Raw genomic sequence first — 26,130 nt, 5'->3', positions numbered from 1 at the left:
TTAATTTTATAGCAAGGTATTCATACAATATGTATTTTATCATTTTTTAATTTGTTTTACTAGTATAACTAATTTTTAAATTATATTTAAAATTACCTTGTAAGTGAAATTGATCAAACGCTTGTTCATGAACATATGGCATAATATTAATAATTTTTTCATTATTTTTTAAATCAACAAATTTTAAAATAATTTTTAAGTATTTGATATCACCGTTTTGATAAATATTTGTAACTTCAAGTTTTACTCGATATTGTTTATTTAGTACTAATGCTAAATTATTTTTTTGGGCTTGGGAAATTTCAATTCTTGTCCCTAATGTTGGTAAATAAGCTTGTCATGCATCAATAGTAAAGACCATTTAGTTATTATCATATAATTTTAAAAGATAATTAAAACGTTTTGTAAAATCTGTTCGCTCATATTTTCCCACTATACCACCCTTTAAATCAACAACACCATTGATATTAATAACACCAGAAGCAATGTAGTTAATCAAGTTGGCATAATACATCTCCTTTCATAAATTAAAAAATTGAAATTTGTAAACTCGCTCCGCTCGTTATTTCTTTGCTCCATTAAAAAACACTATTTAATAAATTATCCGCTAATAAATTACGAGGAATAATTTATTCTTTACTTTTTAATTTCAATATTTTTTTGCAATCTTATTAACAGTATTAATAACATTATCTTTACCATACTTTTTAACTAGCGACTGCAAAATAAAATATTGCTTTGTTTGCATAATTTCAACCTCCTATAATTAACTTAAAAAAGTTAATTAAATTAATAGTTAACTTTTTATCGGTTCGCATTTACAATTTACACCGTTATAAAATGATTCGTTATCCAAGAGTTAAGTTAAAATAAGATAATTGAAAATTAATTAATTTTAATAATAGAAAAAATGAATTTTCAAAACCAAATAATAAATGATATGTTTATGTTCGTCAATTTTGTAGTGAATATAAATATGAAAAATTTTATTTTGATGATAATTTTATAAAAAATCAAAATACACACTGACAACATTTAAAAAATGGAACAGATTTTATATGAAAAAATAATTCTGTTTATTGTTTTAGCAGAAGCAATGAACCCCAAATACCAACTATCGACAAAAATACCGGTGAAATTAGTTACTGAAATACTTATCAAGAAAATTACGTAAAAAAAAATTATTGATTTTTCTTTAACTGTTGTTTTGCAAGAAAATATTAGAGTTTAACAAGGTGGTAGTACGGATTATGAAAATCCTAATAAGGTTGGAACAAAGCGGATAATTTTTGATTTTAAGACGGTTGATGAATTGGATGTTAAAAATATTAAAAAAGCAATTTATCGGATGATTTTGACTGTTGATGAAGCAAATATATTTATTTCGGGTAGTTTAGAGTTGAATAATGTTAATAGTGATGATTTGAGTTTTAATTTTAGTTTTATGCGAACGGTAACGGGTGAAGTTTTTAATTTTAATGGTTCAATTTATTCATTAATAAATAATAAATATTTAAGATATTATCAACAGTTTAACGGTCAATTTGATTTATTTAATTTTTTACAGTCGTTTTTTGCAAGTGCTTTGGTGCCAGTGTTTCAAAATCGTAGTTCGTTTATTGAAAATGGATATATTGATAATTTACAGTATGATACTGTTTTAGTTAACTTTTTTACGTTGAAATTGCAAAATTTTAATAATATTTTATTGAGTGAAAATATTAATGATAAATTGCAATTTGATAAATTATTAAATAGTATGTTTAAGATTTCACAGAAATTTTATACTAATTATTTACGAACGATTTTTGATTTATAAAATAATACTTATGTTTAAGATTATAATAAAAAATATGGTTTATTAGTAAATAATGGTTTTAAAATTTATCCACGATATTTTTATTTTTCAGATAAATATAAGCAATTAGATATTAAATTATATTCAGCATTTAAAAATCGGTTTTATACCATTAATAATTATGGTAGTTTTTTAATTATGATATTAAGTTAAATTCGGGTTATGTTTTTGGTGGTGATTTACAAAATAAATATGGTTTGCAATATAAGAAAATTGAAGAACAAAAAATCGATTATAATGTTTTTGAATTGCAAGCACAAAAAGAAAATGATATGTATCGTTATTATGATTTTAATTTTGGGATTTATAATTGACAAGAGATAAATAGTGGTGGTTTGTTCCCCGATAAACAATAATGACAAGTACAATATGTAACGCCTGAGGGTTGATGAGATTTTGGTGCTCATATTAAAAATGCGGTGATTTGAATTGTTAATACTATTCCGGGAGTTAAACAAGTTAACGAGTTAGCGAGTGGTGTTGGCAAGGTTTTTGAAACATTATATAGTTTTTTTAGTCAAATATTTGAGGTATGAAAATTTAATACAGCATTGTATAGTACAATAACAAATATTTTTTTATTAATTATCTTTATGAAATTTGTGCGATTAATATAAAAAAGAAACTGTTATTTAGTTCCTTTTTGTTCTTTTCAATCTGTAATTTCACCGGTGTTTTTGTCGATAGTTGGTATTTGGGGTTCATTGCTTCCGCTAAAACAATAAACAGAATTATTTTTTCATATAAAATCTGTTCCATTTTTTAAATGTTGTCAGTGTGTATTTTTATTTTTTATAAAATTATCATCAAAATAAAATTTTTCATATTTATATTCACTACCAAATTGACGAACATAAAAATATCATTTATTATTTGGTTTTAAAAATTCATTTTCTCTATCATTTTTATCAATTAATTTTCAATTACTATTTTCTGGTGGTTGTTGTGTGTTATATGATAGTTCTGGTTTATTATTTCCTCTGTTTTCATTATTATTTCGTTTTTCACAACTGATTAGTGTTGTTGTGCTTGTTACTGTTAATCCGATTGCTCCTATTATGCTAAGTCATTTTTTCATATAGATTACTCCTTTTTATTGTTTTATATATAATTGATTTTATCATATATCAATTATATATAAATTATTCGTATTAAATATTAAAAATTTTATAAGTTAATGAAAGGTATATAAATGTTATATATAGTAATTTAAGTTTTATGGATAAAGTTAAATTAGAACAATTATTATTATCAAAAATGTTTTTAAAAAATAATGGTAAGCAGAATATTTCTGTAATTGTTAAATGTTTGAATAGACATCGTAGTACTATTTTACGAGAAATTAAGCGTTTTAAAACGATTGAAGAATATAGTCCTTATAAGTCAGATAAAATGTATTATGAGAAAAGAAAAAAGAATAATAAAAGATGTAATTTTAGAGAAGAACAGATTAATTTTATGAAAATTATACTTAATAAATATCGTGATTCTCCGATAGAATTTTTTTATCGTTATTTTTTAAAATTTGGTGTTAAATTTCCGGTTTCTTTTAAAACATTGTATAAATGAATTCGTTTAGGTTTTTATGGATTTTTAAAACAAAATTTACGATATCATGGTAAAAAATTTAAAACAAAAGGAAAAAAAAGATAATCGTTGTCAATTAATTAATTTTAAGTTAATTTGAAACATTGAAAATAAACTTTCTAATGTTGGATGATTTGAAATGGATACTGTTGTTGGAAAAAACCATCAATCTTCTCTTTTAGTTTTATTAGAACAATCAAGTAAAAAATAATTTGCAATAAAAGTAGAAAATCATACTGCTATGGAATTTTAGCAAAATTTAAAGAGATGGTTATAAATAATAATTTAATGGGTAAAATAAAACGAATAATAACGACCGCGTAAAATATTCGGTTGGTATAAAATTTCCAAAAACTAAGAAAAAGATAAATATAAAATTCTATCTTTTTTAATTAGGTTAAAATTGTCGTTAACCTTGTTTAGTTTAAAAAAATAACAGCAAAACCAGTCAAATAAAACTCTCCTACTTGGAATATCGTAAAACCAAGCAAGCGAGGATAAACAATATAGGGGTGGTCGTACCGCTACGACATAATGCAGGCAATTCTTTTAGGCAATATAAAATAGTTATTGTGGTTTCGGGATAAATCTTTAACCTGCAATATTTAATGGGTAAGTGTTCCACAATAAAAAAATTTAGAAATCTTACTATTTGTAAGGAGGATTTGAAAGTGTCTTTAAAAGAACTCTGTTGAAAAGAGTTAAAAATTAAATTAGCAAATAAAACAATATCGATTAATAAATGTCAGTGTTATATCAATGAGTACTTTACAAAATTAACCAAAAACAAAAAAGGTGGCTGATATTATAAAAAGTATGCTCGGCATTGCTTAGCAAGATTAGAATTTATTAATAAACAAAAAATAAGTTATAATCTTTGATTTTTTACTTTACAATGCCAAAATAATCATCAAGTTGTTAAAAAATTAATTTTTAAAAAAATAAATAATGAATTATTAATATCAAAAATTAGAAAGGAAAAATTATATGGTTGAAAATAATATCAAAAATACAATTAGCAATTTAATTAACGAAATTAAAACAACAACAGAAAATAATTTAAGTAATTTAGAACAAATTATGGAAGCTTTAATTGACAAAGTTAATAATATTGAAAATATTTTAAATCAAATACGATAAAAAAAAATAAACCAACTATTTATTGAAATTAGTTGGTTTATTATTTCTGATAAATAAAAAAAGAAAGGATATGAAAAAAATATGTCTAAAAATACTATTATTAAATGTAGTAAATGTGGAATATTAAAAAAGTATCATAAAGTTAATCATCGTGATGTAAATAAATGAATTGAAGATTTTTATTATACTGATTATTAAAATTTTTATTTTTTTTTTAAAAAACCATAAAAAATTAGAATTATTGAGGAAGATAAATAATATGAAAACAATACAAAATATGATTGCGGACTTAACAGGAGTTACTGTTGAGCAAGAAGACATATATTTATATTTAGAAAATGAAAAATTAAATTTATATGATGCTAATTTACCTTTTGCTAATTTAGGGCATGCTGATTTAACGAATGCTTGTTTAGAAGGTGATAAAATTACAAAAAAAACAATTAGACCAATTAATTATTGAGTAGGATGAATAATGACTATAACAGAATCAATTAAATATGACAAACTTGAAGCAGAACATGAAGCACTTAAAAGCAAAAATCGAACATTTGAAGCAGAAAATTAAGAACTTAAAAAAGAACTTACTGAATTAAAACAACAACAATTATATAAAGAAGATTTTAAAACATTTGATTATTGTATTAATTGTGGAAATTAATTTTCTTTTGACCGGTGCATAACTTGTGGGTGAAAAAGGATAATTGATTTAAAAGATAATTCATTATATGACAAATTACCTAGTAAGGAGGAGTAAGGAGGATAAATAATGGATGTAATAAAAAGTGAAAATCAAATTATTAAAACAAAAAAAGATTTAGAAAATATTGAAAATGATAATTATTGAGATAATGGTTTTTATTTAGGATACAACAAATATGAAAAAATTACTTAGTTTATTAACGATATTTTCATTATCTTTTACAAACACAGTGAATTTGATTAGTTGTGATAATATTGCAAATAACAAACCAAAATTGCCACCATCAAAAACAAAATTACCAATAGTAAAAGATGTTTTTTTACTATGAAAAATTAAAACAAGAAATTACAGCAGAAATTAAAGAATATGATGAAGTAATTAAATAAATTGAAAATAGTAAAAATGATTATGAAAATGAAGAAGAATATCAAACAGAATTAAAACAAACGCAAGTAGAAAAATTTATTAAAATGTCTGAACTAAATAATTGTGAATATCAAATTTTACTATGTCAAAAAGAAAATGATTTTACAGACGAACAAAAACAACAAGTAATTAAGTTGTTAGAAAAACAAATAAATAACTTAAATAGTGCTTTAAATTCACTAAGTGAAATTAAAAATAGTGATTTTAATCAGAAAGATTTAGAAAAAATTAAAACAAAGATTAAAAATACAAAAATTATTTTAGATGAAATTAAAAACAATTAAGAAAGGAATGAATTTAATGTGAAAAAATTTTTTAAAAAAGTATGAAAAAATGATATTTTTAAAATTTGTTTAATGAGTTTATTGATAACAATAATAACAATATAATTAAAAATAAATACGGATTATTAATAACACTTGGGTTAAGTTTAGGTTTTTATTGTTGGTTTTTTATTTTGTTTTATTTAGTAAAATGAAGAGTAAAGAAACTGCAATTAAAACAACTGATAAAATAGATTTTGGAGATAGTAAATGATTAAGTATAAAAGAAATTGATGATATTAGTGATAAAGTTAATATCAAAGATAATTATAAAATACTGGTTTTGTTTTTAACTGTAATAAAAACAAAAAAAATTTATTGTTTAACTTAAAAAATAATATTCATAGTGTTATTGTTGGTTCAACAGGAAGCGGAAAAACATAAGGAATAGTATTGCCAAAAATTTATTTAAACGGAAAATCAACCACTAAACCAAATATTATTATAACCGACCCTAAGGGAGAATTATATAATTTAACCAGTGGATTTTTAGTAGAAAATGGTTATAAAATAAAAGTTATTGATTTTCGTAATTTGGAAAAAGGAAATACTTGAAATCCACTAAAACTAATTTACCACGACTTTATTAAAATTTTAATTACCAATAACGAAAAAGAAAAAATAAAGTGAAAAATAAAATAATCATACTTGCTGAATTATTTCAAAATTCATCTTCAATATTTTTGTCAATTAACATACGACTAAGTGATCTAATCTTATCTTGAATTAGAATATTATGAAGATAAAATAAGCAAAAATAATTTAACAACAGAAATCGAAGAAAATTTAAACAAAGAATTATTTTTCAACAAATTTAATATGGCGTCTGTTGCTGCCATTGCTAGTATTAAAAAAGATCTAGTTAAATGACTTAATAATCGAAAAAATACCAGCATTGCCAAAATAACCGCAAGCCAAGTTTTGGTTGATAGTAAAGAAAATCGAACACTAGATGCTATTTTAATGACTGTGGAAAAAAGTTTAGAAATATTTAACAATGATTTTATTCGCAATTTAACATCCCAAAATGATATTAATTACAATGATTTTATCGAATATCCAACAGTTTTATATATCATATTTAGTGACAAAAATGATAATTACTATAAATTAATAGCAATATTAATTAGTCAAATTTATCAATTTTTAACAAATAAAGCAAGTGAAACAATCGAACAAAAATTAGAAAAATCAGTATATTTTATATTAGATGAATTTGCTAATTTAACAAAAATAAAAAACATTGAAAAATGAGTTAGTATTTCGCGCAGCATAAACATATTTTTTCAATTTATTTTACAAGATATTAACCAATTAAAATTAAATTATGGTGATACAATAGCAAAAATTATTTTAAATAACTGTGGGATGCATATTTTCTTACATACCAACGTTTTAGAAACAATAAAATATTATAGTGAATTATTTGGAACAAAAACAATTGAACAAATTAGTATTAATGAAAATAAAAGCAATATTAGTATTTCAAAAAATTTAAAAAGTCATCCCTTAATGTTAACTAGTGAGTTAGCAAATTTAAAACAAGGGCAAGGAATTGTTAAAATAGCACGCTATAAACCAATGAAAATAACTTTAAAACTATGAAAAGATTTAAAGTTAGTAGAAAAAACAAACATATTTCAATTAAAAGAAATTAATTATATAAATTTTAATAAATAATATTTTTATGATATTAAAAATAACAAAAAAGAAATAAAAAAAATTAAATTAATGAATTTGTCAATTTAACAACAACAGAAATTAAGACAAATATTAATAATTTAAAAATGCAATTAAGAGAGTATGAAAATACAAATTATAAATCTATTCAAAATAAAACAATGATAAATTTACTTTTACAAAAAATCAAAAACCTTGAAATAGAATTAAACAAAAAACAAGAAAATCAATAATTATTCTGAAAAGGAATAATTATTTTTTATAAATAGTAAGATTTCACAAAGTGGTCAAGCTGGAACACTAAAAAATAAACGAAGTGGGAGGATATCTGTAAGGTTAATCAACTAATTAAATTAGTACTACATGGGGCAGAAGAGTAGTCGCAAGTGATTAACTAAACCATACCTAGGGGAAACTATACTTAAATGAGAAAAAGCAATAAAATTATTTAACAAATAACTAGTAAATCTATCTTTTTCTAACAATTTTAATATAATAAAATTAAAATATTATTACTTTAATAAAAATTTGGTTTTTTATTATATAATGAAAATAATTAAGTATTTATAATCAAAATTAATAGAAAGAGTTAAAGATGGAAAATAAATATATTAGTGAATCAGAATTAGAAAAAAAGCTTATTAGTAAATTAAAAATTGAAGGTTATGAATATATAAAATTAAATAATGAAGAAGATATTAAAACTAATTTTAGAAATCAAATTTTTAATCATAATAAAAATGAATTAAATAATAAACCATTAACTGATAAAGAATTTGAAAAATTATTATTTAAAATTACTGGTAAAAGTACTTTCAATTCTGTAAAAATATTAAGACAGAAAATTACAATTGAGCGTGATGATTTTGAAAAAGTGGATTTAGAATTATTTAATAAAGATAAATGATGTGATAATATTTTTCAATTTACTAATCAATTAAAAATAAAAAGTATTTTTCAAAATAGATATGATATAATAATTTTAATTAATGGTTTACCTTTAATACAAATTGAGTTAAAAAAACCAGGAATAAATTTTAAAGAAGCTTTTAATCAAATTAATAAATATAAAAAAGAATCTCATAAAGGATTATTAAAATTTATTCAGTTTTTTATAATTTCTAATCTTATAGATACTAAATATTTTTCAAATAATGATGGTAATATTTTATTTGAAAATTATTTTTATTGAACTGATGAATTAAATAATAGAATAACTAATTTATTTAATTTTACCAAAAATTTTTTAAATAAATGTCATGTTAGCAAAATGATTGCAAGATATATGATTATTAATGAAAGTAAAAAAATATTAATGATAATGAGACCTTATCAAATTTATGCATTTGAAAAACTTATTAAAATAGCAAGTGAAACTAATAATAATGCTTATATTTTAAATACAACTGGATCTTGAAAAACTTTAACTTCTTTTAAATTAAGTCAAATTTTAAAATATATGCCAGAAAAAGAAAAAATATTTTTTTTAGTTGATAGAAAAGATTTGGATTTTCAAACCATTGAAGAGTTCAATAAATTTGAAAAATATAGTGTTTATTATATTAAAAGTATTTATAATTTAATTAAAAATATTCAAGATTCCACTAAAAAAATAATATTAACTACAATTCAAAAAATGACTAATGCTTGTAAAAATGAAAAATATAAATCAATAATGGCTAAATTTAAGAATAAGAAAGTGATTTTTATTATTGATGAATGTCATAGAAGTCAATTTGGAAAAATGTATGTTAGTATTAAAAAAATTTTCGAACATGCACAATATTTTGGATTTACTGGCACACCACGATTTGAACAAAATAAATCAGAAGATGGAAGAACAACAGCTGATATATTTCATAAATGTATCCATAAATATTTACTTAATAATGCAATAGCAGATGGTAATGTTTTAGGTTTTAATGTTGACTATATGGAATTAATTAGAAATAAAAAAGACACTAATGATGAATTGATTGAAGATATTAATAATGATGAATTATTAATAGTTGATTCCAGAATTAACTTTATTTCAAAAAATATAATTGAAACATTTTCAAAAAAAACACACGGAAAGAAATATAATGCTATATTTGCTGTTAAAAATATTAATATGGCAATTAAATATTATAAAACATTTAAAAATTTAAAACATAATTTAAAAATTGCTTCAATTTTTACATTTGAAGCAAATGAAGATTTAAATAATAAAGATTTTTCTTTTAAAATAGAATTAGAAAAAATAATTAAAGATTATAATATAAACTTTGATACTAATTTTAATATCAGCAGATTTAATGATTATTTTATTGATTTACAAAAGAAAGTTAAAAACAAAGAAATTAATTTATTAATTGTTGTTGATATGTTTTTAACAGGTTTTGATTCACCCTTAACTAGTTCATTATATTTAGATAAATTATTAAAATATCATAAATTAATCCAAGCATTTTCACGAACAAACAGAATTATAAATATTACTAAACCATTTGGTAATATTTTTTGTTATCAAAATACTAAAAAAACTGTTGATGAAGCAATTTTATTGTTTTTTAATAGTATAACTACTGATCAAATATTAATGAAACCATTTGATTATTATGAACTAGAATTTATTAAGTTAGTGAATAAATTAAAAAAAGATTATAGTTTTGCTTATGATGTAAGAAATGATGGTTACGAAGTTAAAATTAAAGAATTTATTTTTTTATTTAAAGAAATAGCAAAAATATTATTAAAATTAGAAACATTTATTGAATTTGATATTAATCAAAGTAAATATAATTTTAGTGAAAATGAATATAATGAATTTAAATCTCGTTATTTATCATTTAGTGATGAAAAAATTAAAAAAGAAAAATTATCTGTATTAGCAGATGTTGATTTTGAACTAGAATTAATTTATAGTAATAAAATTAATGTTCATTATATTTTAGAATTATTAAAAAAAATAGATTTAAACAATATTAAAAGAAAAGAAAAACAAATTAAAGAAATAAAAAAAGGATTATTAGAATCAACTGATCCAGTATTAAAATATAAATCAGAATTAATAAATTCATTTATTGAAAGAGTTATTCCTACTCTTAAAAATACTGCAGATTTATAAGTATTATATGAACAATTTTGTGATAAAAAATATGAACAACAAATAATTAAAATTAGTAAAAAATATAATATAGATAAATTAGATATTAATGAAATTATTAGTGAATATCGTTTTATTAATCAATTGCCTTCTAACTTAATTAGAGAAAAAATTAATCAACAATATACTGAAAAAATAGCTATTAATAAAAATATTTCTAAAATAAAAGCAAAAAATAAAGTAAAAAAAGAATTAGAATTAAATATAATTAATTTAATTAATGAGTTTGAAAGTTAGGAAAAAAATATTATGACAACACATGAAAAACAAAATTTACAACAACAACAATTATTTTCTAAATTATGAGATATTTCTAATACTCTACGAGGGACAATGGAACCATCCGAATATAAAGAGTATATATTAGGATTAATATTTTATCGTTATTTATCAGATAATGTACAATCTATAATAGAAAAAGATTTAAAAATAGAAGGAATTGATTATCAAACCGCTTTAACTAATGAAAAATATCGCAATGATTTTTTAGAAGTTTTATATGATAATGATAGTGCTGGATATTATATTGAACCAGAATATTTATGACAAGAAATAATTAATAAAATTAATATTGGAAAATTTGATATCTTCTTATTAAGAAAAGCATTTAAAAAATTAATTGAATCAACAACTGGTCATTTGTCAGAAAAAGAATTCGAAAATTTATTTTATTCTGTTGATTTAGATTCTAGTAAATTAGGAAAAACAGAAACAGAAAAAAGTAAAATAATTGCTAAAGTAATGTTAAAAATTAATGAAATTAATTTTGAAATTAATGAGTCGGAAATTGATATTTTAGGTGATGCTTATGAATATTTAATTAGTAAGTTTGCTTCTGAATCAGTAAAAGCAGCAGGTGAATTTTATACACCACAACCTGTTTCTAAATTATTATCTAAATTAGTTAGTCAAGGAAAAGCGGAAATTAAAACTGTTTATGATCCAACATGTGGTTCAGGTTCATTATTATTAAGAGTATATAAAGAATTAAAAATTGGTCATTTATATGGTCAAGAATTAAAAAACAATTCATATAATATAGCAAGAATGAATATGATGTTGCATGGTTTAAAGTATAATAAATTTGATATTTATAATGGTGACACATTAGAAGATGATGGTTTTAAAGGACAACAATTTGAAATAATTGTTGCAAATCCGCCATATAGTGCTCATTGATCGGCAAATCAAAAATTTTTAAGTGATGAAAGATTTAGTGCATATGGAAAATTAGCACCAAAAACAAAAGCTGATTTTGCTTTTATTCAAAATATGATTTATAAATTATCTGATAATGGCGTAATGGCAGTTGTTATTCCTCATGGCATTTTGTTTAGGGGCAATGCTGAATTAATTATTAGAAAATATATGATTGAAAAAAATTGAATTGATACTATTATTAGTTTACCAGCTAATATGTTTTATGGTACATCAATTCCAACTTGTATTATTGTGATGAAAAAATGTAAAATTGATAATTCAATTTTGTTTATTGATGCTTCGAAAGAATTTCAAAAGCAAGGAAATAAAAATACTTTAACCGATGAAAATATTATTAAAATTATTAATATTTTTAATAAAAGAAAAACTATTGATAAATTTTCTAATTTAGTTGATATAGAAATAATTAAAGAAAATGATTATAACTTAAATATTGCTCGTTATATTGATAATACAGAAGAAAGAGAAATTATTAATATTAAAGAATTACAAGATAAATTAATTAATAATAAAAAAGAAATTCAAAAATTAGATGAAGAATTTAATTTAATGTTAAAAGATTTGGTGATTAATAATGAATAAATCTCTGGTGCCAAAAATTAGATTTAAAGAGTTTATTAATGAAAATAATTTTCAAAAAATAATATTTAAAAAAAACGATATTATCAAAATTAAAACAGGAAAATCTGATACAAAAAATGCATTAGAAATTGGTAAATATACATTTTTTGATAGATCTGAAAAAATTAAAAGAAGTAATAAATATATTTTTCATGGTGAGTATATTATTATACCAGGTGAAGGTTCATTTTTGCCTACTTATTTTAACGGTAAATTTGATTTACATCAAAGAGCTTATGCACTTACATCTGTTAATAAATCAAAAATTATAAATAAATATCTTTTTTATTTTATTATTAAAAATAATAAAAATTTTAATACATTTTCTGTTGGAACAACAGTTTCATCTTTACGATTATCTAGTTTTGAATGAATTTTTAAAAAAGAGTGACCCAAAATAAGTGAACAAATAAAAGTGGCACATTTTTTTACTATTATTGATAGAAAAATTGAATTAATTAAAGAACAATTAAGTTTATTAGAAAAACAAAAACAATATTACTTAAAGAATATGTTTACAAATGAAAAAAGTTATCCAAAAATTAGATTTAAAGACTTTAATGATGAATGAAAAAAATATAAAATTAATGAAATTTATAAATTAAAAAGAGGATGTGTTATAAGCAAAGAAATACTTTTAAAAAATAAAGAAGCTAATTTTTTTCCTGTATATTCATCTCAAACATCAAATAACGGAATAATGGGTTGAACTAATAGTTATCTTTTTGAAAAAAATAAAATTATTTGAACAACCGATGGTGCTAATGCTGGTACTATTAGATTTGTGAATGAAAACTTTTATGCATCTAATGTTTGTGGAGTTTTAATTGGTAAAAAAGATCATTATAATAATTATTCATTTGCTATTTCAATTAGTTTAGAAGCAAAAAAACATATAAATAAAAATGGTAATCCAAAGTTAATGAATAATATTATGGGAAATATTAATTTTTATAATTCAAAATTAAAAAATGAACAAAATTTAATTGGACATTTTTTTAGTATCATTGATAGGAAAATTGAATTAGTCAAAGAACAGTTAAGTTTCTTAGAAAAACAAAAACAATATTACTTAAATAATATTTTTATTTAATTTATGGTTTATATCTGATTTTTACATAATTTTGTTGTTTTTGTAAATGTTTATATTTGAAAAATATAAGAGTATTTAAATAGAATAAATTATTTTTTTAAAAAATTAAAAAACTATTTCTGAAATATATTTTGAATCATTATAAAATTTTACTATCATTTAATAATTTAAAAGGAATACAGGTATATGTTAAATATTTTTAGTAGTATTAATTTTAGAAAAAAAGTAAATATTGATATTAATGAAACAGGAAAAAGATTAATATTAAAAGAATGATCAAAAATTGATTAAGAATTACGAAAACAAAATTGTAATGGCCAAAATGGCTATATTATGTGAGGTAAAAGACCTTTTACAGAAAAGACAGAGTATGGTGATATTACCTTTTTTAGAACATTATTTCGTTTTTTTTAATAAAGATACTAACAAATATCAATTTGTTTTCTTATTTGATAAGAAAGTCGGAAGAAAAAAACGAAGTAGAATTAGTATTTTTATTAAAATAGCAATTTGAAAATTAATGGATAGTGCTAAAAGACAAAGAAATATTATGGATATGTACCCAAAATTAAATATATTAAAGATGACAATCACAAACATTAATAAGGAAATTAATTTTTATAAATTATTTAAAGAACAATTAAAAAAAGACTGAAAAAATAATTGTTCAAACACCATATTTGTATGCTGGCGTTGATGATTCTTTTAGTAATTTAACAAAATATAGAAAAATAGAAAAAAATATGTTTAAAACAGCATATTTTCATACTGGGTATGATGGAATAAAAAGCACTAAAAGTAAAAATGTTATAAAAGATAAAAAAATTTTTATTGTTATAAAATCAGTAAAAAATAAATACTATATTATTAAAAAATATAAAAAAGAATTTTTACATTTTTTAAATCAAAATTTTAATATTGAAAATTATATGTTAACGCTGGCTGGTGATGGAGCAAAATGAATCCAAAAATTTGCTAATAAAATTGGTGCAATTTTTATTTTAGATCAATTTCATTTAATGAAAGAATTAAAAACAATATTTCCTTACAGAAGAAGAAAACTTACTAAAAATTTAACCGATAATGAAAAAATAAGAAAACAAATTTATTGAGATATAAATAAATTATTTAAAAATGGCGTTCCTGATGAAGCAATAAAATATTTAAAAAAATTAATTACAAAAAAATATTAAAGAATATTCATTCTTAAAAGATAAAAAGGAAAAAATCAAAGATTTCATTAAATATATAAAAAATAATTCTGAGTGTATTAAAGTTTATAAAGAGGATTGATATATGGGGTCTTGTACTGAACCACAAATTTCGCATAATGTAAAATGATTAAAAGGATATGGTGCTAAATCATATAGTGAAAAAGTTTTTAAAAATATGATTGCAATAAAAATGGCGAAAGAAAATGGTGTTAATTTAATTGAGTTTTATATTAATAAATTAAACAAAAAAAATGAAAAAGAATATAATTATTATTTTAAAAATGAATATAAGCATAATAAGCAATTTTTGATAAATAAAAATGTTGTTCACCAATCACAAGGTTTTGTTTAAAATTTAAAGAAAAAATCAATAATTTAAAATAAATTTATTAAATAATTTGCGAATTATTATTTTTTTGTATTGTAAATTATTACTTTTATGTTACAATTAAATTAATTAAAAAAGATAAATTTATTTTTTTCTTATAAATTTTATTTTAATATGTAAATATTTATTAGAATAAGGTATCACCAACCTAGTAATTTACTCTCTCAATAATAACTGATAGAGGTAAAGATTTTAGTAAATGAAGATAATTAGAAATATTCGATAAAACACAAGTATATTTTTGTGAAGCTGGTAAACCTCGTCAAAAACCTTTAATTGAATATATGAATAGTGAATTAAGACACTGATTTCCTCAGGGAACTGATTTTAATAAAGTTAGTCAGAAACGATTATATTGAGTATTTAATGATGTAATTAATGAAAAAATACGGCCCTATTTAAATTGAATAAGTGCAAAAGAAATATTTTTAAAAAATATTAAATAAATTTATTGTATCGTGTATATTCAAGTTCCAAATTTATATCTCTTGTTAATTTGATGATAACATCATTTAAAATAAATGCAACTCTTCATTTATAAAATTCTTTACCTCTGTCAGTTATTACGCCTTTTATTTTACCCATTAAATTATTTACTTTAACTAATTCTTTAAACTTTTCAAAAAATTCATTAGAAGTATTATTTTCTAATTTTATTGCAAAGTATTTTTTACTTGATTGTTCTACTAAAACTAAAAAAGAAGATTGATGGTTTTTTCCAACAACAGTATCCATTTCAAATCATCCAACATTAGAAAATTTATTTTCAATGTTTCAAATTGATTTAAAATTAGTTAATTGACCACGATTATCTTTTTTTTCCTTTTGTTTTATATTTTTTACCCCTATATCGTAAATTTTCTTTTTTTAATCCAAACTCACCCAAACGAACTCATTTATAAAAAGTTTTAACACAAGCAGGAAATTTAACATTAAATTTCAAAAAATAACGATAAATAAGTTGCTCAGGTGTATCACGATATTTATTAAATCTAATTTGAATAAAATTTAATTGTTCTTCTGTAAATTCAGGTAGTTTTTTAATACATTTTTTTCGTTTTTTATAATAATCTTTATGTGCTTCAACTGCTGTATAATCTTCTATTTTTTTAAATCTATTAATTTCTCTTTTAACAGTATTAATATCTCTTCCCGTTTGCCTTGATATTTCAGATAAATTAATTGTTCCATTTTTCTTTTTACAAGCATTAGAAAATAATAAATCTTTAAAAAATCTTCGTTCATCAAATTTTACATGTGTATAATCTTTCATATATTGTATCTCCAATCTTTTAAAGTTATTTATACACTATTTTTTTAAAAAACTATTGACAATTATTTTTAAAGTTATAAAATTAAAGTATAACAAGTTTCAAATTTGTATCTCTAAAAACTTGTTTTACAAAAAAGACTTGAAAAATTCTTTTTTTAATTGTAAAATAAACATAATAAAAATAATATTAAGTTCTTTAATACATTTTGCTACGTTTTTAGTTCTTGATAAGTTTGTTATTACTCTTTTATTTAATCATAATGTTTAAATAATAGCAATTTTAATATGCAAAAAGGAGTAAAAAATGAAAGAATTTAATCCAAAAACTGCAAGTTTAGCAACTTTTTGTCGTAAAATAGAGCAATTTTGAGAAAATAAATTATCTGATAAACCATATACTTTGAATGATTTAACCAATGAATTCAACCTTTCTCGTCATTGAAGACAAGAAATTTATCGGAGCGAAAAGATAGTTCCTTTGCTTGAACGACAAGTTGATAAAATTGAAAGTGAATTAATTAAAGCAATGGTTAAAACACCTGATGGAGTAAAAACATATTGACAACGAGCATTTAATTATAAATATTCACTACAAGAAAAACAATTAGAACAAGAATTAAACTTAAATAATCAACAGCCAATAATAGTTAATTTACAAACTGATATTAGAGATATTAAAAAAGAGAGTGATAATGATGCTTAATCATTTTACTTATTTGTTAGAAACTCCTTATTGGTTATTACAAAATAGTAGTATTGGTAATAAATATCCCTTTGCTAAAAAATATGAATTAGTTAATGAAATTAATCAAATTGGAACACGATATAGTGGTAAGACTATTTCAAATATTAAAATGTTTGGTGAATTATTAAAAATTAGTTTATTAATTAAACAACGAATTTGTATCATTGCTAGTATGTATTGGAGTAAAGATTTAAAAGATAGTGTATTTCAAAATATATGAAATATGTTAGATGAAAATCATATTCCTTATACTATTAATTTATCAAATTTTACTTTTACTTTATCAAATGGTAGCAAAATATATTGTAAAGGTTTACATTCACCAAGTCGAAAAGAAAAATTAAAAGCTTTTGCTGATTTGAATAAATATAAATTAGTTATTGATTGAAGAGAAGAATGTGACCAATTTCAACAAAAAGATTTAATTGATTTAGAATTTGCTATTCGTGGTTATCAAAATAAAATAACAATTAATACTTGTAATCCTGAAAGTTTAAAAAGATATATTGTTGGTTATTGTAATGAATTATTACCTTTTAATGAAGAAATAATGCGTAGTAAATATGAACAAATTAAATATATCGAAAAATGAAATATGAAGATTATTATTCATTATTCTAGTTGAAGACTTAATACTTATTTAAGTAATGATATTGTAAGAGATCAATTAGAAAAGGAAAGAAGATGACCATCAAGAGCAAGAGTATGAAGTTGAGGATTACCTGGACAAGTACAAGGTGCTGTATTTGCTAAATATCTTAAATTTACTAAATTAACTTGAACTTTTGATAAAATCCTTGCTGGTGTTGATTATGCTCAAGCAGATAGTCCAAATGCACATAAAACAAGTGCTAGTTTATGAGTAGTACCATTTCCTGATGGGTCAATACCTATTTTTATCAAGTTGCTCAATCCTCATCATTATTATTAATTACTGGTGTTACATTTGAGATATCATCTTCTTTAACGACATTATCATTTGTGTCTGCTATTTCTGGATAAGATGGGGATTATTTATTATTATTTGATAATGGTTCGTCGCTAATTTGCCTCTTATTTTTGGCGACATCAATATCTTTAAATGAAATATATTCAAAATTACCATCTTCTTTAATTTCTTTTTCATCTAAATCAATATCTGAAATATCAATTCCCATTTCTAATGCTAATTTACGATATAATTTTTATTCAACCATTTCTTTTGGTCATTTATTTCAAGGTGAATATTCACTATTTCCACTTGGACTACTATTTTTTAATCGTTCAATATCTGCTTTTCTTAATAAAATACCTTGATAATTTCCATTTTTATCTTTTGCAAAAGCATAAGCACCAATAATCTCATTATAATCACTAGTATTTGCATTAAAATTAATTTCATGTATTTTAGGACATGAATTTAAACTATCTCATTCAAATTTCTCACCTTACCAAAAATTAACCATTTATTACTTAATTTAATAATACTTAATGCTGTAATTTTATATTATCAGCAGTATTAACTAACTGCATATAACTTTGTCCATTTTTCGTTTTTAATTCTTCAAGTGCTAAAATATTTTCTTTTAAATATTTATCATTAACTTTTAATTCATATTTAATAATTGCACCTTTAATATATTGTTGTAATTCAGTTATCATTTTATTTCACTCCTTTATTTATTTTGAATTTAATACCTTTAATACCAATAGTATTAGTATTTACATTACTATCTCATTGTGCTTTAATTTCATTTTTAACAATTTTTTCATCAATAACTAAATAAGTTTTAATTAATTGAACTAATTCATATTGATTAGCATTTTCTAAAAAATCATTATCAATGCCCAGTATTTCAATATCTTTTATTAATATTTTTTCTTTTATTAAATTAATACCAATTTTTTTAATTCTTTTTGTTCTAATGATTTATCAATTTGCTCAATTTGTTCCATTACACGAACTTGTTCATCTTGAATTTGGTCTATATCAAGACCCATATCTGGTGTTAAACTATTTGTTTTTTCAAGTAATTCTTGTTTTTTTAATTCTTGTTCTTTAAATAATTCATTTTGTTTTTTAATGCGTACTTGATTAATATTATTTTTAATTTCAATTTTATGATTTTCAATACATTTTTCTAAATTAATAGTATTAGTACAAATCCGATTTAAATCACCTTTAAATGGTTTAATTATTTCTGATAGTTCTTTAAAAACAATATATACTTTACTTACAAGACTAGGAATATCTTTTAAATACACATCTTTATAATCATTAGTATTATATAATAATTACGATGACGATAAATAAATTCTGCTAATTCTTGGCCATTTTCATCCATTCATTTTTTAATATTTAATGCTTTTAAACTTAATTCTTTAAAATCATTATCTTTAATAACAAAAGGAAAAGAAATATTTTGAACTATATTATTCATTATTTAATTTATTCTCCTTATTAGGTAATTGTTTTTGTTTTAATTCAGTAAGTTCTTGTTCAAGTGCATCATTTTCTTCTTGTAATTTATCAAATTTAATTGATTCTGTTATAGTCATTATTCATCCTCCTCAATGTTGACATTTAATCACATCCCTTTCTAACAATATTTATCTGTACAACTTTCACACACATATCTTAATTTTGCTTTAAAGTTTTGCCTTAATTCTCTTGAAGAACATTCATGAATAATAAATTTAATTTCTTCTAGTGTATATCTATCATCAGGAAATATTCAAACAGTAGTATAATAAGGAATTTTTTCATAATTGTCTTCTTGACAATCTTCACAATATTTTCTATTTGCCATTAGTATTATGCCTTTCTAAAATCTTCTTTATATAATTGTTGTTGTTTTAATTCAGCAAGTTCATTTTCGTAATATAACATTTTATTTCTAATTTCATATAATTTAAATAATTTATCATCTACATTTGTTTGATGCTTAGAACAAATAAAATCTATAATATCTTGTATTTGTTCTATTTCTTTAACTGTTTTTGTCATTATTAATCCTCCTCAATAATAGTTAATTTTTCTAATTGTTTTTTAGTGATTTTAACACCAGTTAAATAAGCACCTTCTAAATTAGCATCTCATAAATTAGCATCTTCTAAATCTAATCTTTCACTTTCTAAATATTTATTTATTTTTTGTTTTTCAACAGTAACTCCTGTTAAGTTTTTAATAATTTCTTGTATTGTTTTCATTTTATATTTCCTCAAAATTCTTTTCTTCAATTAATGTCTCAATATAGTCATAAGCACTCTCTTCTGAATGACATTCTTCTAATGCTTCATTAAATAAATCTTCTTCAGTATAAATATTTCCATTTTCATCTTTATACATATTATTTATTCTCCTTGTCATTCAATTTTTTCTAAATTAATAATAGTTTTTTCACTGTAAAATATATTTTTAGCAGTAAGCTCTGCTTCAATATATGTATAAAAAAACTGAATATTAAATCCAAATTTATCTTTTGATAATAATAAGTATTTATATTTTTTCATAATTTAATTCCTCCTAATTTTTTTAGTATTTAATGCTCAATATTCGTGGGTAATTTCATCTTGTCTAAGTGTGTATTTAATCAACATATTTTCAATTTATTCTTCATTTTCTTTATTATATGTAAAACAATAACCTCAATATCTTTGTTTTAAACATATTTTCTTTTTCATAATCATTTTTAAATTCTCCTTTTTACAATTAACTACAAAGTACTACAATGTTCTACATTTTGTAATTACTTGTAGTATTAAGTACCTCCTCATCAAGTCCCAACTAGTAGATTAATTAAGAAATCCTTGCCCAGTTCTTAAAAGTTATTTAACCTCTACGCACACGATTTTATTTTTATCCTTGCAATTAATAGTTATGAATGCACCACTACGCGTCTATCTTAATCAAAGTCATTAATTTACAAAATCGCAAAAAAACAAGTTAACAGCTCTAATGGTTTCATGCCGGCGGAAATGCCTTGTTGGGGAACCTTCCCTAAAAATATGTAATTATAAATTAAACACTTGTAGAGTCAATTATTTAATTTTTAAAGTTGTTTTATAAAATTTAAGGTTTTAAAAAAACAAAATTTTAATATTCAGTGTAATAAACATCTTCAAATCACTCTGTTTTTTCACGATGGTTAACTGTATGAAACTGCTTTGGTGTTCCACATTTACTACATTTAATAATAGTATTTTTAGACATATTTTTTTTCATCTCCTTTTAATGGTTGTTTTTAAATAAAAAAACAACCCTTTAACAAGAGTTGTTTTTTTGGAGCTTCATCGTACACGATGCATTTTTATTTATTTATTTTATGATATTTTTATATTATAAATAAATATTTTTATTATTTTTGTTATTTTCTTGTAATCTTTAAAATGTATGTGGTATACTGCACCTTTCTGTTTATTTTTATCTTTTTTTACTATTAATTTCTTGTTCTTTTTCTAAAATTTGTTGTAAATGTTTAATTATTGTTGTAGTAATTATTGATTGGTAAACATGACAAAGTTTAATTTCAATGTCATTAGTATAGTAACAATACTGCCTAAAAAAAACATGACTAGCATTTGGAACATTAGTTATATAATGACTAAAAAGATCTCCTGTTATTGATTCATATGCTGCAATTGTCATTTGTTTTTGTTGGAGTAATTGTACTAGTTCTTTAATCATTTTTCCTTTTACCTCATAAACTTTCTTTAATATTATACATTTATATAATATAATATAATATGTAAGTAATATTAACATATCAAGAATAAGATATTTTTAGAAAAGAGGACTTAAAATGAATTGAGCTAATCGTATTACATTAATTCGGATTTTTTTAATCCCATTTATTATTGCTTTAATGGTAATTGTTCCATTTGAAAATAATTCCTTATATAATAATGTATGAGATCAATGTTTAACAATTAAAGGAGATAATGTTACTTATTCATTACCAATTAGTTATTTAATTGCTGGGATTTTATTTATTATTGCTAGCTTAACTGACTTATTAGATGGTTTTATTGCTCGTCGCTACAATCAAGTCACAACATTTGGCAAATTTTTTGATTCAATTGCCGATAAATTACTAACAAATACTGTTTTAATTGTCTTTGCTTGTGCAAACATTATTCCAGTTTGAATGGTTGTATTGTTAATTGCTCGCGATTTTGTAATTGATGTTGTTCGCCAAATTTTAGCAACACAAAAAGTGATGATGGCTGCTAATCAATTAGGACGTGTGCGAGCAGCAATGGAGATGTTTGGAATGACAATTTTATTTTTTATTGGTTTTCGTATGTTTAAAGGTCATTCTTTAAAAACGGGCCAATGAGATGAATTTGGTTGAATAAACCAAATTATTATGATTCCAATGTATTTAGCAACTGTATTATCATTAACGGCAGCAGGAAATTATATTTTCTTAAATCGTAAAACATTATTTGATATGACAGTTATTAAAAAACCAAAATTAGAAAATGGACAAGAAAATAATGAAAAAAACAAATAGTAATAGTTTAGAATGAGCTGTTGTTACTGGCGCTAGTAAAGGATTAGGATATTGTTATTGCGAAGAATTATTAAAACTTGGTTATAATGTTGTTGCTGTTGCTCGTGATACAACCCCTGTTACTGCTTTACAACAAAAATATCCAACACAAACAATTAAAATGATTAATTATGATTTAAGTAATTTAGAAAATTGTGAAAAATTATTTAATAATGTTGCAAAAGATAATGTAACAATTTTAATTAATAATGCTGGATATGGTGTATGAGGTTATTTTAATGAATCTAATTTAGAACAAGAAATGAATATGATTGATTTAAATATTAAAGCGCTCCATATTTTAACAAAATTATTTGTACAACGTTTTATAGCGCAACAACAAGGACGTGTTTTAAACATTGGTAGTTTAGCGGCATTTACGCCAGCCCCAGTTTTTGCTAGTTATTATGCTTCAAAAGCTTATGTCTTAAGTTTGGGAGTGGCTATTAATACTGAATTGAAAAAAACAAAATCACCAGTTCGAGTTATTGCCTTATGTCCAGGACCGTTAAAAACTGATTTCTGAAATCGAAGTAGTAACCAGAAAAATGCAAAATATCATTCAACAGTAAAAGTTATGAATACATCTACTTATGCTCGAAAAAGTTTATTAAAAGGATTAAAAGTAAAAAGAAAAAATTATATTGTAACAGGTGGTGTTAATAAAATTGTAAAAAAATTAACAAAATGAAGTCCCCAAAATTGAGTATTAACATCGGTTTACAATTATCAAAGAAAACGAAAATAAAAACAACAACATTGTTGTTGTTTTTATTTTTTATATTTCATGTTCTTTATCTGAGATACATATCCTTCTCAATATTATCAATTTCGTTAAGAATTTTTTGATATTGTTGACCTTGTTTCGAAATATTAGATGTTATCTTTTTTCCTCGCAAAACAAAATCTTCCCCATTTTATTTTGCTATTTTAGCAAGGGCTTCATAATATTGTTTTTCTAATTCAGCATTAGTCGTTCTGATCTCATAATAGTTTCAGCTTTGTCAAAACCCATTTTAATTAAAACATGATTAATTGCACCACGTGCTATTTTAAAAGCTTGTTATAGATCACCAATTACTTTCCAACTTACTCTTTTTAGTTTGTTTTTTACTTTCATATTAAATTTTTCTTTTAATAAAAAGTTATTTATTTTAAAATATTAAAATATCAAGGAAAGGGGCTTTGCCCCTAAGTCGCTACGCGACTTTTGCCCCTTTAAGTAAGGTGGTGCGTGGATAAACCACCATACCACCTTACTTTTTTACCAATAACATTACATTAAAAGTCCGTTAACCATTGCTAAAACCAATATAGAACTTAACATAATATTAAATGTAATATCAAAAGCAAATAAATTACTAATATTATTAAACAATTCAGACACATTACTAAACACATGTACTATTTCATTAACAAATTTATAAATTTCTTTCATACCAGGCAAATTATTACAATCTAAATTGTCGCATTTTAAATGTGAATATCTAAACGGTATCAAACACCTTTTTTATATGGTAATTTTTAAATTTTTCCACCATTAATTTCATTTTGTTAATCTTTAACATTATATATACTAAAATTAAAACCATTAATTAAAATAGACCCATCTTCTGTTAATCTGTTTGTATTAAATCTAATTAAATTAAAACCTTGATATTTTGACCTATCTGTCATATATAATAATTTTATTGATTAAGTTCATTTTCATTATTAAAAGGTAAAATACGTATAAGCATTATACAACTGCACTTTTGGTTTTAAATAATAAATATTTGTATCAGGAAATCTTAAAATATTAAAAACCATTGATTTTGGATATAATAAAAAACCATTTTTTACAAAAAACACAAAACCTAAATTACCATTATCAGATATAAATAAATACATTTTCTAAAATTAGAAATATCAAATATAATTATTAAAACATTAGAATAAAAATAATCTAAAACTTGAAATAAATTATCCAATGAATAAAAATTTTGTTTAAAATCATTAATAAAATAATTACTGTTAGTTTTTTTAAGAATATCCATATTAATCAATTCTTTATAATTAAAATTTAAAACTAAATAATTCATATCAAAATGTTTATAATTTTGATTAGCAGTAAGACAGAGTTATCTGTTTTAAACTCATCTGTAATATTTTCAAAGTTTTTAAAAAAGTTAGATGATGAAAACAACTTTATTAATGGTTATAAGTTTGCATCATCGCAAAAAGGTTATATTTTAACTAAAAATAAAACTATTCTAAATGTTATGGCAAAGTCATTAAGAGGAAGAGCTTTTAAACTTTTAGAAAGATCAAACAAAAAATCTGGTATGGATATTATGGATTTAATGAATGAGAGAATATTTAAGAATGAATAGAATAGTATTAGAGGGTATTGAGGTGTTGTAAAAACAACTTTTGCAAATAAATTAATGAATAATTTAAGTTCAAAAGGAATGATAATTCATTTAGATTCTAAAACACATAATACTTATGAATTATATTCAGAATTAAATAATAATACTTGTTCGAATATAATTTTTGATAAATATGCTTATGGCTAACTTGTATATTCAAAATTATTTAATAGAAAGGCTAAATTAACTGTTAATGATCTTGAAAAATTAGAATTAGAAATTGCTAATAAAAATGGATATATTGTTTATTATCAAGCTACTAAAAAAATAATTAAAAAAGCACATTTAGAAAGAAAAGAAGATTTTAATTGAAAACAATTAAAAAGAGCTGATAAATTATTTAAAAAATTATTTCTAAAAAGAAAAACAAAATGTTATGTCTTTATTATGAAAAAAAATGATAATTGCAAAAAATGCTACAGATGCTTTTGAACAAATATTAAATCAATTAAAAACAACAGGAATAAAAACATCACCACGAAACTTTTCAACTTTAGAACTTATTAATTGTCACATAGAAATTAAAAACCCTAATGATAACATTATTAATTCAAGAATTAGACAACCTAATTTGAATTACTTAAATGGAGAATTGGATTGATATTGATCTGGTAAGTCAGACTTGCCATCAGTCGCTAAATATTTAAAATTTTGAAATAAATTATATTCTAATTCAAATGAAGAATATGTTAATAGTGCTTATGGGTATCGAATAATGGACAATTCATATTTTACAAATAAAGGTTCATTTAACCAACTATAATG

At 21.8% G+C, this 26,130-nt stretch carries 42 protein-coding genes and 4 pseudogenes; 28 read left to right on the top strand and 18 right to left on the bottom strand.

What is annotated here, in order from left to right:
- Positions 1-46 precede the first annotated feature (46 nt).
- The gene (locus tag SKUN_RS04215; RefSeq protein WP_053390987.1) at positions 47-361 is read right to left on the bottom strand and encodes a hypothetical protein; all 315 of its coding nucleotides are present in this window, start codon (positions 359-361) and stop codon (positions 47-49) included.
- Positions 362-499 carry a hypothetical protein gene (locus SKUN_RS09275; RefSeq protein WP_158500773.1) on the bottom strand — a complete coding sequence of 46 codons (138 nt, stop codon included), beginning with the start codon at positions 497-499 and terminating at the stop codon, positions 362-364.
- A gap of 783 nt (positions 500-1,282) precedes the next feature.
- On the opposite strand from SKUN_RS09275, the gene SKUN_RS09845 reads away from it, so the two are divergent.
- The 3 genes and pseudogenes from SKUN_RS09845 (at position 1,283) to SKUN_RS11765 (ending at position 2,475) form a co-directional block, all read left to right on the top strand.
- Positions 1,283-1,819 (top strand): spiroplasma phage ORF1-like family protein, encoded by a 537-nt coding sequence (locus tag SKUN_RS09845; RefSeq protein WP_408640746.1) that lies wholly within the window; start codon positions 1,283-1,285, stop codon positions 1,817-1,819.
- A gap of 39 nt (positions 1,820-1,858) precedes the next feature.
- Positions 1,859-2,011: a spiroplasma phage ORF1-like family protein gene (locus SKUN_RS11770; RefSeq protein ID WP_408640744.1), complete on the top strand. Its 153-nt coding sequence runs from the start codon at positions 1,859-1,861 to the stop codon at positions 2,009-2,011.
- Positions 2,002-2,475 (top strand): annotated as a pseudogene (locus SKUN_RS11765) (spiroplasma phage ORF1-like family protein). The gene SKUN_RS11770 and the pseudogene SKUN_RS11765 overlap by 10 nt, the downstream one beginning before the upstream one ends.
- Before the next feature lie 11 nt (positions 2,476-2,486).
- Here the strand turns inward: SKUN_RS11765 and SKUN_RS04205 are convergent.
- On the bottom strand, positions 2,487-2,936 hold the full coding sequence (locus tag SKUN_RS04205; RefSeq protein WP_053390986.1) for a lipoprotein: 450 nt from the start codon (positions 2,934-2,936) through the stop codon (positions 2,487-2,489).
- Positions 2,937-3,055: 119 nt separating this feature from the next.
- Between SKUN_RS04205 and SKUN_RS04200 the strand changes: the two are divergent.
- The 18 genes and pseudogenes from SKUN_RS04200 to SKUN_RS08835 form a co-directional block, all read left to right on the top strand.
- Positions 3,056-3,760 (top strand): annotated as a pseudogene (locus SKUN_RS04200) (IS30 family transposase); the annotation flags it as partial.
- Between the two features lie 356 nt (positions 3,761-4,116).
- Entirely contained in the window at positions 4,117-4,446 is a 330-nt protein-coding gene (locus tag SKUN_RS04195) for a hypothetical protein (protein ID WP_053390985.1), read from the top strand.
- A complete protein-coding gene (locus SKUN_RS09270; RefSeq protein WP_158500772.1) occupies positions 4,433-4,585 on the top strand; it encodes a hypothetical protein in 153 nt (50 codons plus the stop codon). Before SKUN_RS04195 ends, SKUN_RS09270 begins: the two co-directional genes overlap by 14 nt.
- Positions 4,586-4,844: 259 nt before the next feature.
- Positions 4,845-5,153, top strand: coding sequence for a pentapeptide repeat-containing protein (locus tag SKUN_RS04190; protein WP_053390984.1), 309 nt, complete (start codon positions 4,845-4,847; stop codon positions 5,151-5,153).
- A gap of 201 nt (positions 5,154-5,354) precedes the next feature.
- Entirely contained in the window at positions 5,355-5,480 is a 126-nt protein-coding gene (locus tag SKUN_RS11325) for a hypothetical protein (protein ID WP_268794796.1), read from the top strand.
- Entirely contained in the window at positions 5,464-5,649 is a 186-nt protein-coding gene (locus SKUN_RS04185) for a lipoprotein (RefSeq protein WP_053390983.1), read from the top strand. The genes SKUN_RS11325 and SKUN_RS04185 overlap by 17 nt, the downstream gene beginning before the upstream one ends.
- 109 nt (positions 5,650-5,758) lie before the next feature.
- Entirely contained in the window at positions 5,759-5,998 is a 240-nt protein-coding gene (locus tag SKUN_RS04180) for a hypothetical protein (RefSeq protein ID WP_053390982.1), read from the top strand.
- Positions 5,999-6,188: 190 nt separating this feature from the next.
- Entirely contained in the window at positions 6,189-6,368 is a 180-nt protein-coding gene (locus SKUN_RS04175) for a hypothetical protein (RefSeq protein WP_144416762.1), read from the top strand.
- A 62-nt stretch (positions 6,369-6,430) separates the two neighbouring features.
- Positions 6,431-6,679: a type IV secretory system conjugative DNA transfer family protein gene (locus SKUN_RS04170; protein WP_053390980.1), complete on the top strand. Its 249-nt coding sequence runs from the start codon at positions 6,431-6,433 to the stop codon at positions 6,677-6,679.
- 177 nt (positions 6,680-6,856) lie between these two features.
- Positions 6,857-7,717, top strand: a complete 861-nt coding sequence (locus tag SKUN_RS04165; RefSeq protein WP_053390979.1) for a type IV secretory system conjugative DNA transfer family protein — start codon at positions 6,857-6,859, stop codon at positions 7,715-7,717.
- Between the two features lie 595 nt (positions 7,718-8,312).
- Positions 8,313-10,826, top strand: coding sequence for a type I restriction endonuclease subunit R (locus tag SKUN_RS04160; RefSeq protein WP_053390978.1), 2,514 nt, complete (start codon positions 8,313-8,315; stop codon positions 10,824-10,826).
- A gap of 123 nt (positions 10,827-10,949) precedes the next feature.
- Positions 10,950-11,102: a hypothetical protein gene (locus tag SKUN_RS09265; RefSeq protein WP_158500771.1), complete on the top strand. Its 153-nt coding sequence runs from the start codon at positions 10,950-10,952 to the stop codon at positions 11,100-11,102.
- Positions 11,103-11,114: 12 nt separating this feature from the next.
- Entirely contained in the window at positions 11,115-12,668 is a 1,554-nt protein-coding gene (locus SKUN_RS04155) for a type I restriction-modification system subunit M (protein WP_053390977.1), read from the top strand.
- Positions 12,661-13,800, top strand: coding sequence for a restriction endonuclease subunit S (locus SKUN_RS04150; protein ID WP_053390976.1), 1,140 nt, complete (start codon positions 12,661-12,663; stop codon positions 13,798-13,800). Before SKUN_RS04155 ends, SKUN_RS04150 begins: the two co-directional genes overlap by 8 nt.
- 283 nt (positions 13,801-14,083) lie before the next feature.
- On the top strand, positions 14,084-14,509 hold the full coding sequence (locus tag SKUN_RS04145; protein ID WP_053390975.1) for a hypothetical protein: 426 nt from the start codon (positions 14,084-14,086) through the stop codon (positions 14,507-14,509).
- Entirely contained in the window at positions 14,481-14,993 is a 513-nt protein-coding gene (locus SKUN_RS04140; RefSeq protein WP_053390974.1) for a UPF0236 family transposase-like protein, read from the top strand. The genes SKUN_RS04145 and SKUN_RS04140 overlap by 29 nt, the downstream gene beginning before the upstream one ends.
- 103 nt (positions 14,994-15,096) lie before the next feature.
- Entirely contained in the window at positions 15,097-15,366 is a 270-nt protein-coding gene (locus tag SKUN_RS04135; protein WP_053390973.1) for a hypothetical protein, read from the top strand.
- A gap of 203 nt (positions 15,367-15,569) precedes the next feature.
- Positions 15,570-15,848, top strand: a pseudogene (locus SKUN_RS08835) (IS30 family transposase); the annotation flags it as partial.
- Between the two features lie 88 nt (positions 15,849-15,936).
- Here SKUN_RS08835 and SKUN_RS10625 read toward each other — a convergent pair.
- Positions 15,937-16,675 (bottom strand): annotated as a pseudogene (locus SKUN_RS10625) (IS30 family transposase); the annotation flags it as partial.
- A gap of 304 nt (positions 16,676-16,979) precedes the next feature.
- Here SKUN_RS10625 and SKUN_RS04120 point away from each other — a divergent pair.
- Positions 16,980-17,378, top strand: a complete 399-nt coding sequence (locus SKUN_RS04120; protein ID WP_053390970.1) for a hypothetical protein — start codon at positions 16,980-16,982, stop codon at positions 17,376-17,378.
- Complete coding sequence (locus SKUN_RS04115) at positions 17,368-18,351, top strand: phage terminase large subunit (RefSeq protein WP_053390969.1); 984 nt, start codon at positions 17,368-17,370, stop codon at positions 18,349-18,351. The genes SKUN_RS04120 and SKUN_RS04115 overlap by 11 nt, the downstream gene beginning before the upstream one ends.
- Positions 18,352-18,430: 79 nt before the next feature.
- Here the strand turns inward: SKUN_RS04115 and SKUN_RS09260 are convergent, their stop codons facing one another.
- The 11 genes from SKUN_RS09260 to SKUN_RS04085 form a co-directional block, all read right to left on the bottom strand.
- Positions 18,431-18,577 carry a hypothetical protein gene (locus SKUN_RS09260; protein ID WP_158500770.1) on the bottom strand — a complete coding sequence of 49 codons (147 nt, stop codon included), beginning with the start codon at positions 18,575-18,577 and terminating at the stop codon, positions 18,431-18,433.
- Positions 18,578-18,887: 310 nt separating this feature from the next.
- Positions 18,888-19,061, bottom strand: coding sequence for a hypothetical protein (locus tag SKUN_RS09255; protein ID WP_158500769.1), 174 nt, complete (start codon positions 19,059-19,061; stop codon positions 18,888-18,890).
- Between the two features lie 225 nt (positions 19,062-19,286).
- Entirely contained in the window at positions 19,287-19,664 is a 378-nt protein-coding gene (locus SKUN_RS04110) for a hypothetical protein (RefSeq protein WP_053390968.1), read from the bottom strand.
- On the bottom strand, positions 19,655-19,840 hold the full coding sequence (locus SKUN_RS04105) for a hypothetical protein (RefSeq protein WP_053390967.1): 186 nt from the start codon (positions 19,838-19,840) through the stop codon (positions 19,655-19,657). Before SKUN_RS04105 ends, SKUN_RS04110 begins: the two co-directional genes overlap by 10 nt.
- Complete coding sequence (locus tag SKUN_RS11320; RefSeq protein WP_268794794.1) at positions 19,833-19,958, bottom strand: hypothetical protein; 126 nt, start codon at positions 19,956-19,958, stop codon at positions 19,833-19,835. Before SKUN_RS11320 ends, SKUN_RS04105 begins: the two co-directional genes overlap by 8 nt.
- 41 nt (positions 19,959-19,999) lie before the next feature.
- Complete coding sequence (locus SKUN_RS04100; RefSeq protein ID WP_053390966.1) at positions 20,000-20,209, bottom strand: hypothetical protein; 210 nt, start codon at positions 20,207-20,209, stop codon at positions 20,000-20,002.
- 5 nt (positions 20,210-20,214) lie between these two features.
- Positions 20,215-20,406: a hypothetical protein gene (locus SKUN_RS04095; RefSeq protein ID WP_053390965.1), complete on the bottom strand. Its 192-nt coding sequence runs from the start codon at positions 20,404-20,406 to the stop codon at positions 20,215-20,217.
- Between the two features lie 2 nt (positions 20,407-20,408).
- Positions 20,409-20,609 (bottom strand): pentapeptide repeat-containing protein, encoded by a 201-nt coding sequence (locus SKUN_RS04090; RefSeq protein ID WP_053390964.1) that lies wholly within the window; start codon positions 20,607-20,609, stop codon positions 20,409-20,411.
- A 1-nt stretch (position 20,610) separates the two neighbouring features.
- Complete coding sequence (locus SKUN_RS09250; RefSeq protein ID WP_158500768.1) at positions 20,611-20,748, bottom strand: hypothetical protein; 138 nt, start codon at positions 20,746-20,748, stop codon at positions 20,611-20,613.
- Positions 20,749-20,753: 5 nt separating this feature from the next.
- Complete coding sequence (locus SKUN_RS09245) at positions 20,754-20,912, bottom strand: hypothetical protein (protein WP_158500767.1); 159 nt, start codon at positions 20,910-20,912, stop codon at positions 20,754-20,756.
- A gap of 910 nt (positions 20,913-21,822) precedes the next feature.
- The gene (locus SKUN_RS04085; protein WP_053390963.1) at positions 21,823-22,086 is read right to left on the bottom strand and encodes a CinA family protein; all 264 of its coding nucleotides are present in this window, start codon (positions 22,084-22,086) and stop codon (positions 21,823-21,825) included.
- Positions 22,087-22,201: 115 nt separating this feature from the next.
- On the opposite strand from SKUN_RS04085, the gene pgsA reads away from it, so the two are divergent.
- Positions 22,202-22,915, top strand: a complete 714-nt coding sequence (pgsA, locus tag SKUN_RS04080; RefSeq protein WP_053390962.1) for a CDP-diacylglycerol--glycerol-3-phosphate 3-phosphatidyltransferase — start codon at positions 22,202-22,204, stop codon at positions 22,913-22,915.
- Positions 22,899-23,702, top strand: coding sequence for an SDR family NAD(P)-dependent oxidoreductase (locus tag SKUN_RS04075; RefSeq protein WP_053390961.1), 804 nt, complete (start codon positions 22,899-22,901; stop codon positions 23,700-23,702). The genes pgsA and SKUN_RS04075 overlap by 17 nt, the downstream gene beginning before the upstream one ends.
- Before the next feature lie 528 nt (positions 23,703-24,230).
- Here SKUN_RS04075 and SKUN_RS09830 read toward each other — a convergent pair.
- The 3 genes from SKUN_RS09830 to SKUN_RS09825 all read right to left on the bottom strand — a co-directional run bounded on the left by SKUN_RS09830 (position 24,231) and on the right by SKUN_RS09825 (position 24,844).
- The gene (locus SKUN_RS09830; protein ID WP_200903027.1) at positions 24,231-24,392 is read right to left on the bottom strand and encodes a hypothetical protein; all 162 of its coding nucleotides are present in this window, start codon (positions 24,390-24,392) and stop codon (positions 24,231-24,233) included.
- A gap of 116 nt (positions 24,393-24,508) precedes the next feature.
- The gene (locus tag SKUN_RS11315) at positions 24,509-24,631 is read right to left on the bottom strand and encodes a hypothetical protein (RefSeq protein WP_268794876.1); all 123 of its coding nucleotides are present in this window, start codon (positions 24,629-24,631) and stop codon (positions 24,509-24,511) included.
- Between the two features lie 36 nt (positions 24,632-24,667).
- A complete protein-coding gene (locus SKUN_RS09825) occupies positions 24,668-24,844 on the bottom strand; it encodes a hypothetical protein (protein ID WP_200903026.1) in 177 nt (58 codons plus the stop codon).
- 197 nt (positions 24,845-25,041) lie between these two features.
- Here SKUN_RS09825 and SKUN_RS04060 point away from each other — a divergent pair, with 197 nt between their 5' ends.
- From SKUN_RS04060 to SKUN_RS04055, 3 genes are all read left to right on the top strand, one after another.
- Complete coding sequence (locus SKUN_RS04060; RefSeq protein ID WP_053390958.1) at positions 25,042-25,326, top strand: hypothetical protein; 285 nt, start codon at positions 25,042-25,044, stop codon at positions 25,324-25,326.
- A 54-nt stretch (positions 25,327-25,380) separates the two neighbouring features.
- Positions 25,381-25,512, top strand: coding sequence for a hypothetical protein (locus tag SKUN_RS11310; protein WP_268794875.1), 132 nt, complete (start codon positions 25,381-25,383; stop codon positions 25,510-25,512).
- Between the two features lie 229 nt (positions 25,513-25,741).
- Positions 25,742-26,128 (top strand): thymidylate synthase family protein, encoded by a 387-nt coding sequence (locus tag SKUN_RS04055; protein ID WP_053390957.1) that lies wholly within the window; start codon positions 25,742-25,744, stop codon positions 26,126-26,128.
- Positions 26,129-26,130: the final 2 nt, after the last annotated feature.

It is taken from the genome of Spiroplasma kunkelii CR2-3x (assembly GCF_001274875.1).
In the GTDB taxonomy this organism is placed as follows: Bacteria; Bacillota_I; Bacilli_A; order Mycoplasmatales; family Mycoplasmataceae; genus Spiroplasma; species Spiroplasma kunkelii.
This window is presented reverse-complemented; position numbering and strand designations above follow the sequence as displayed.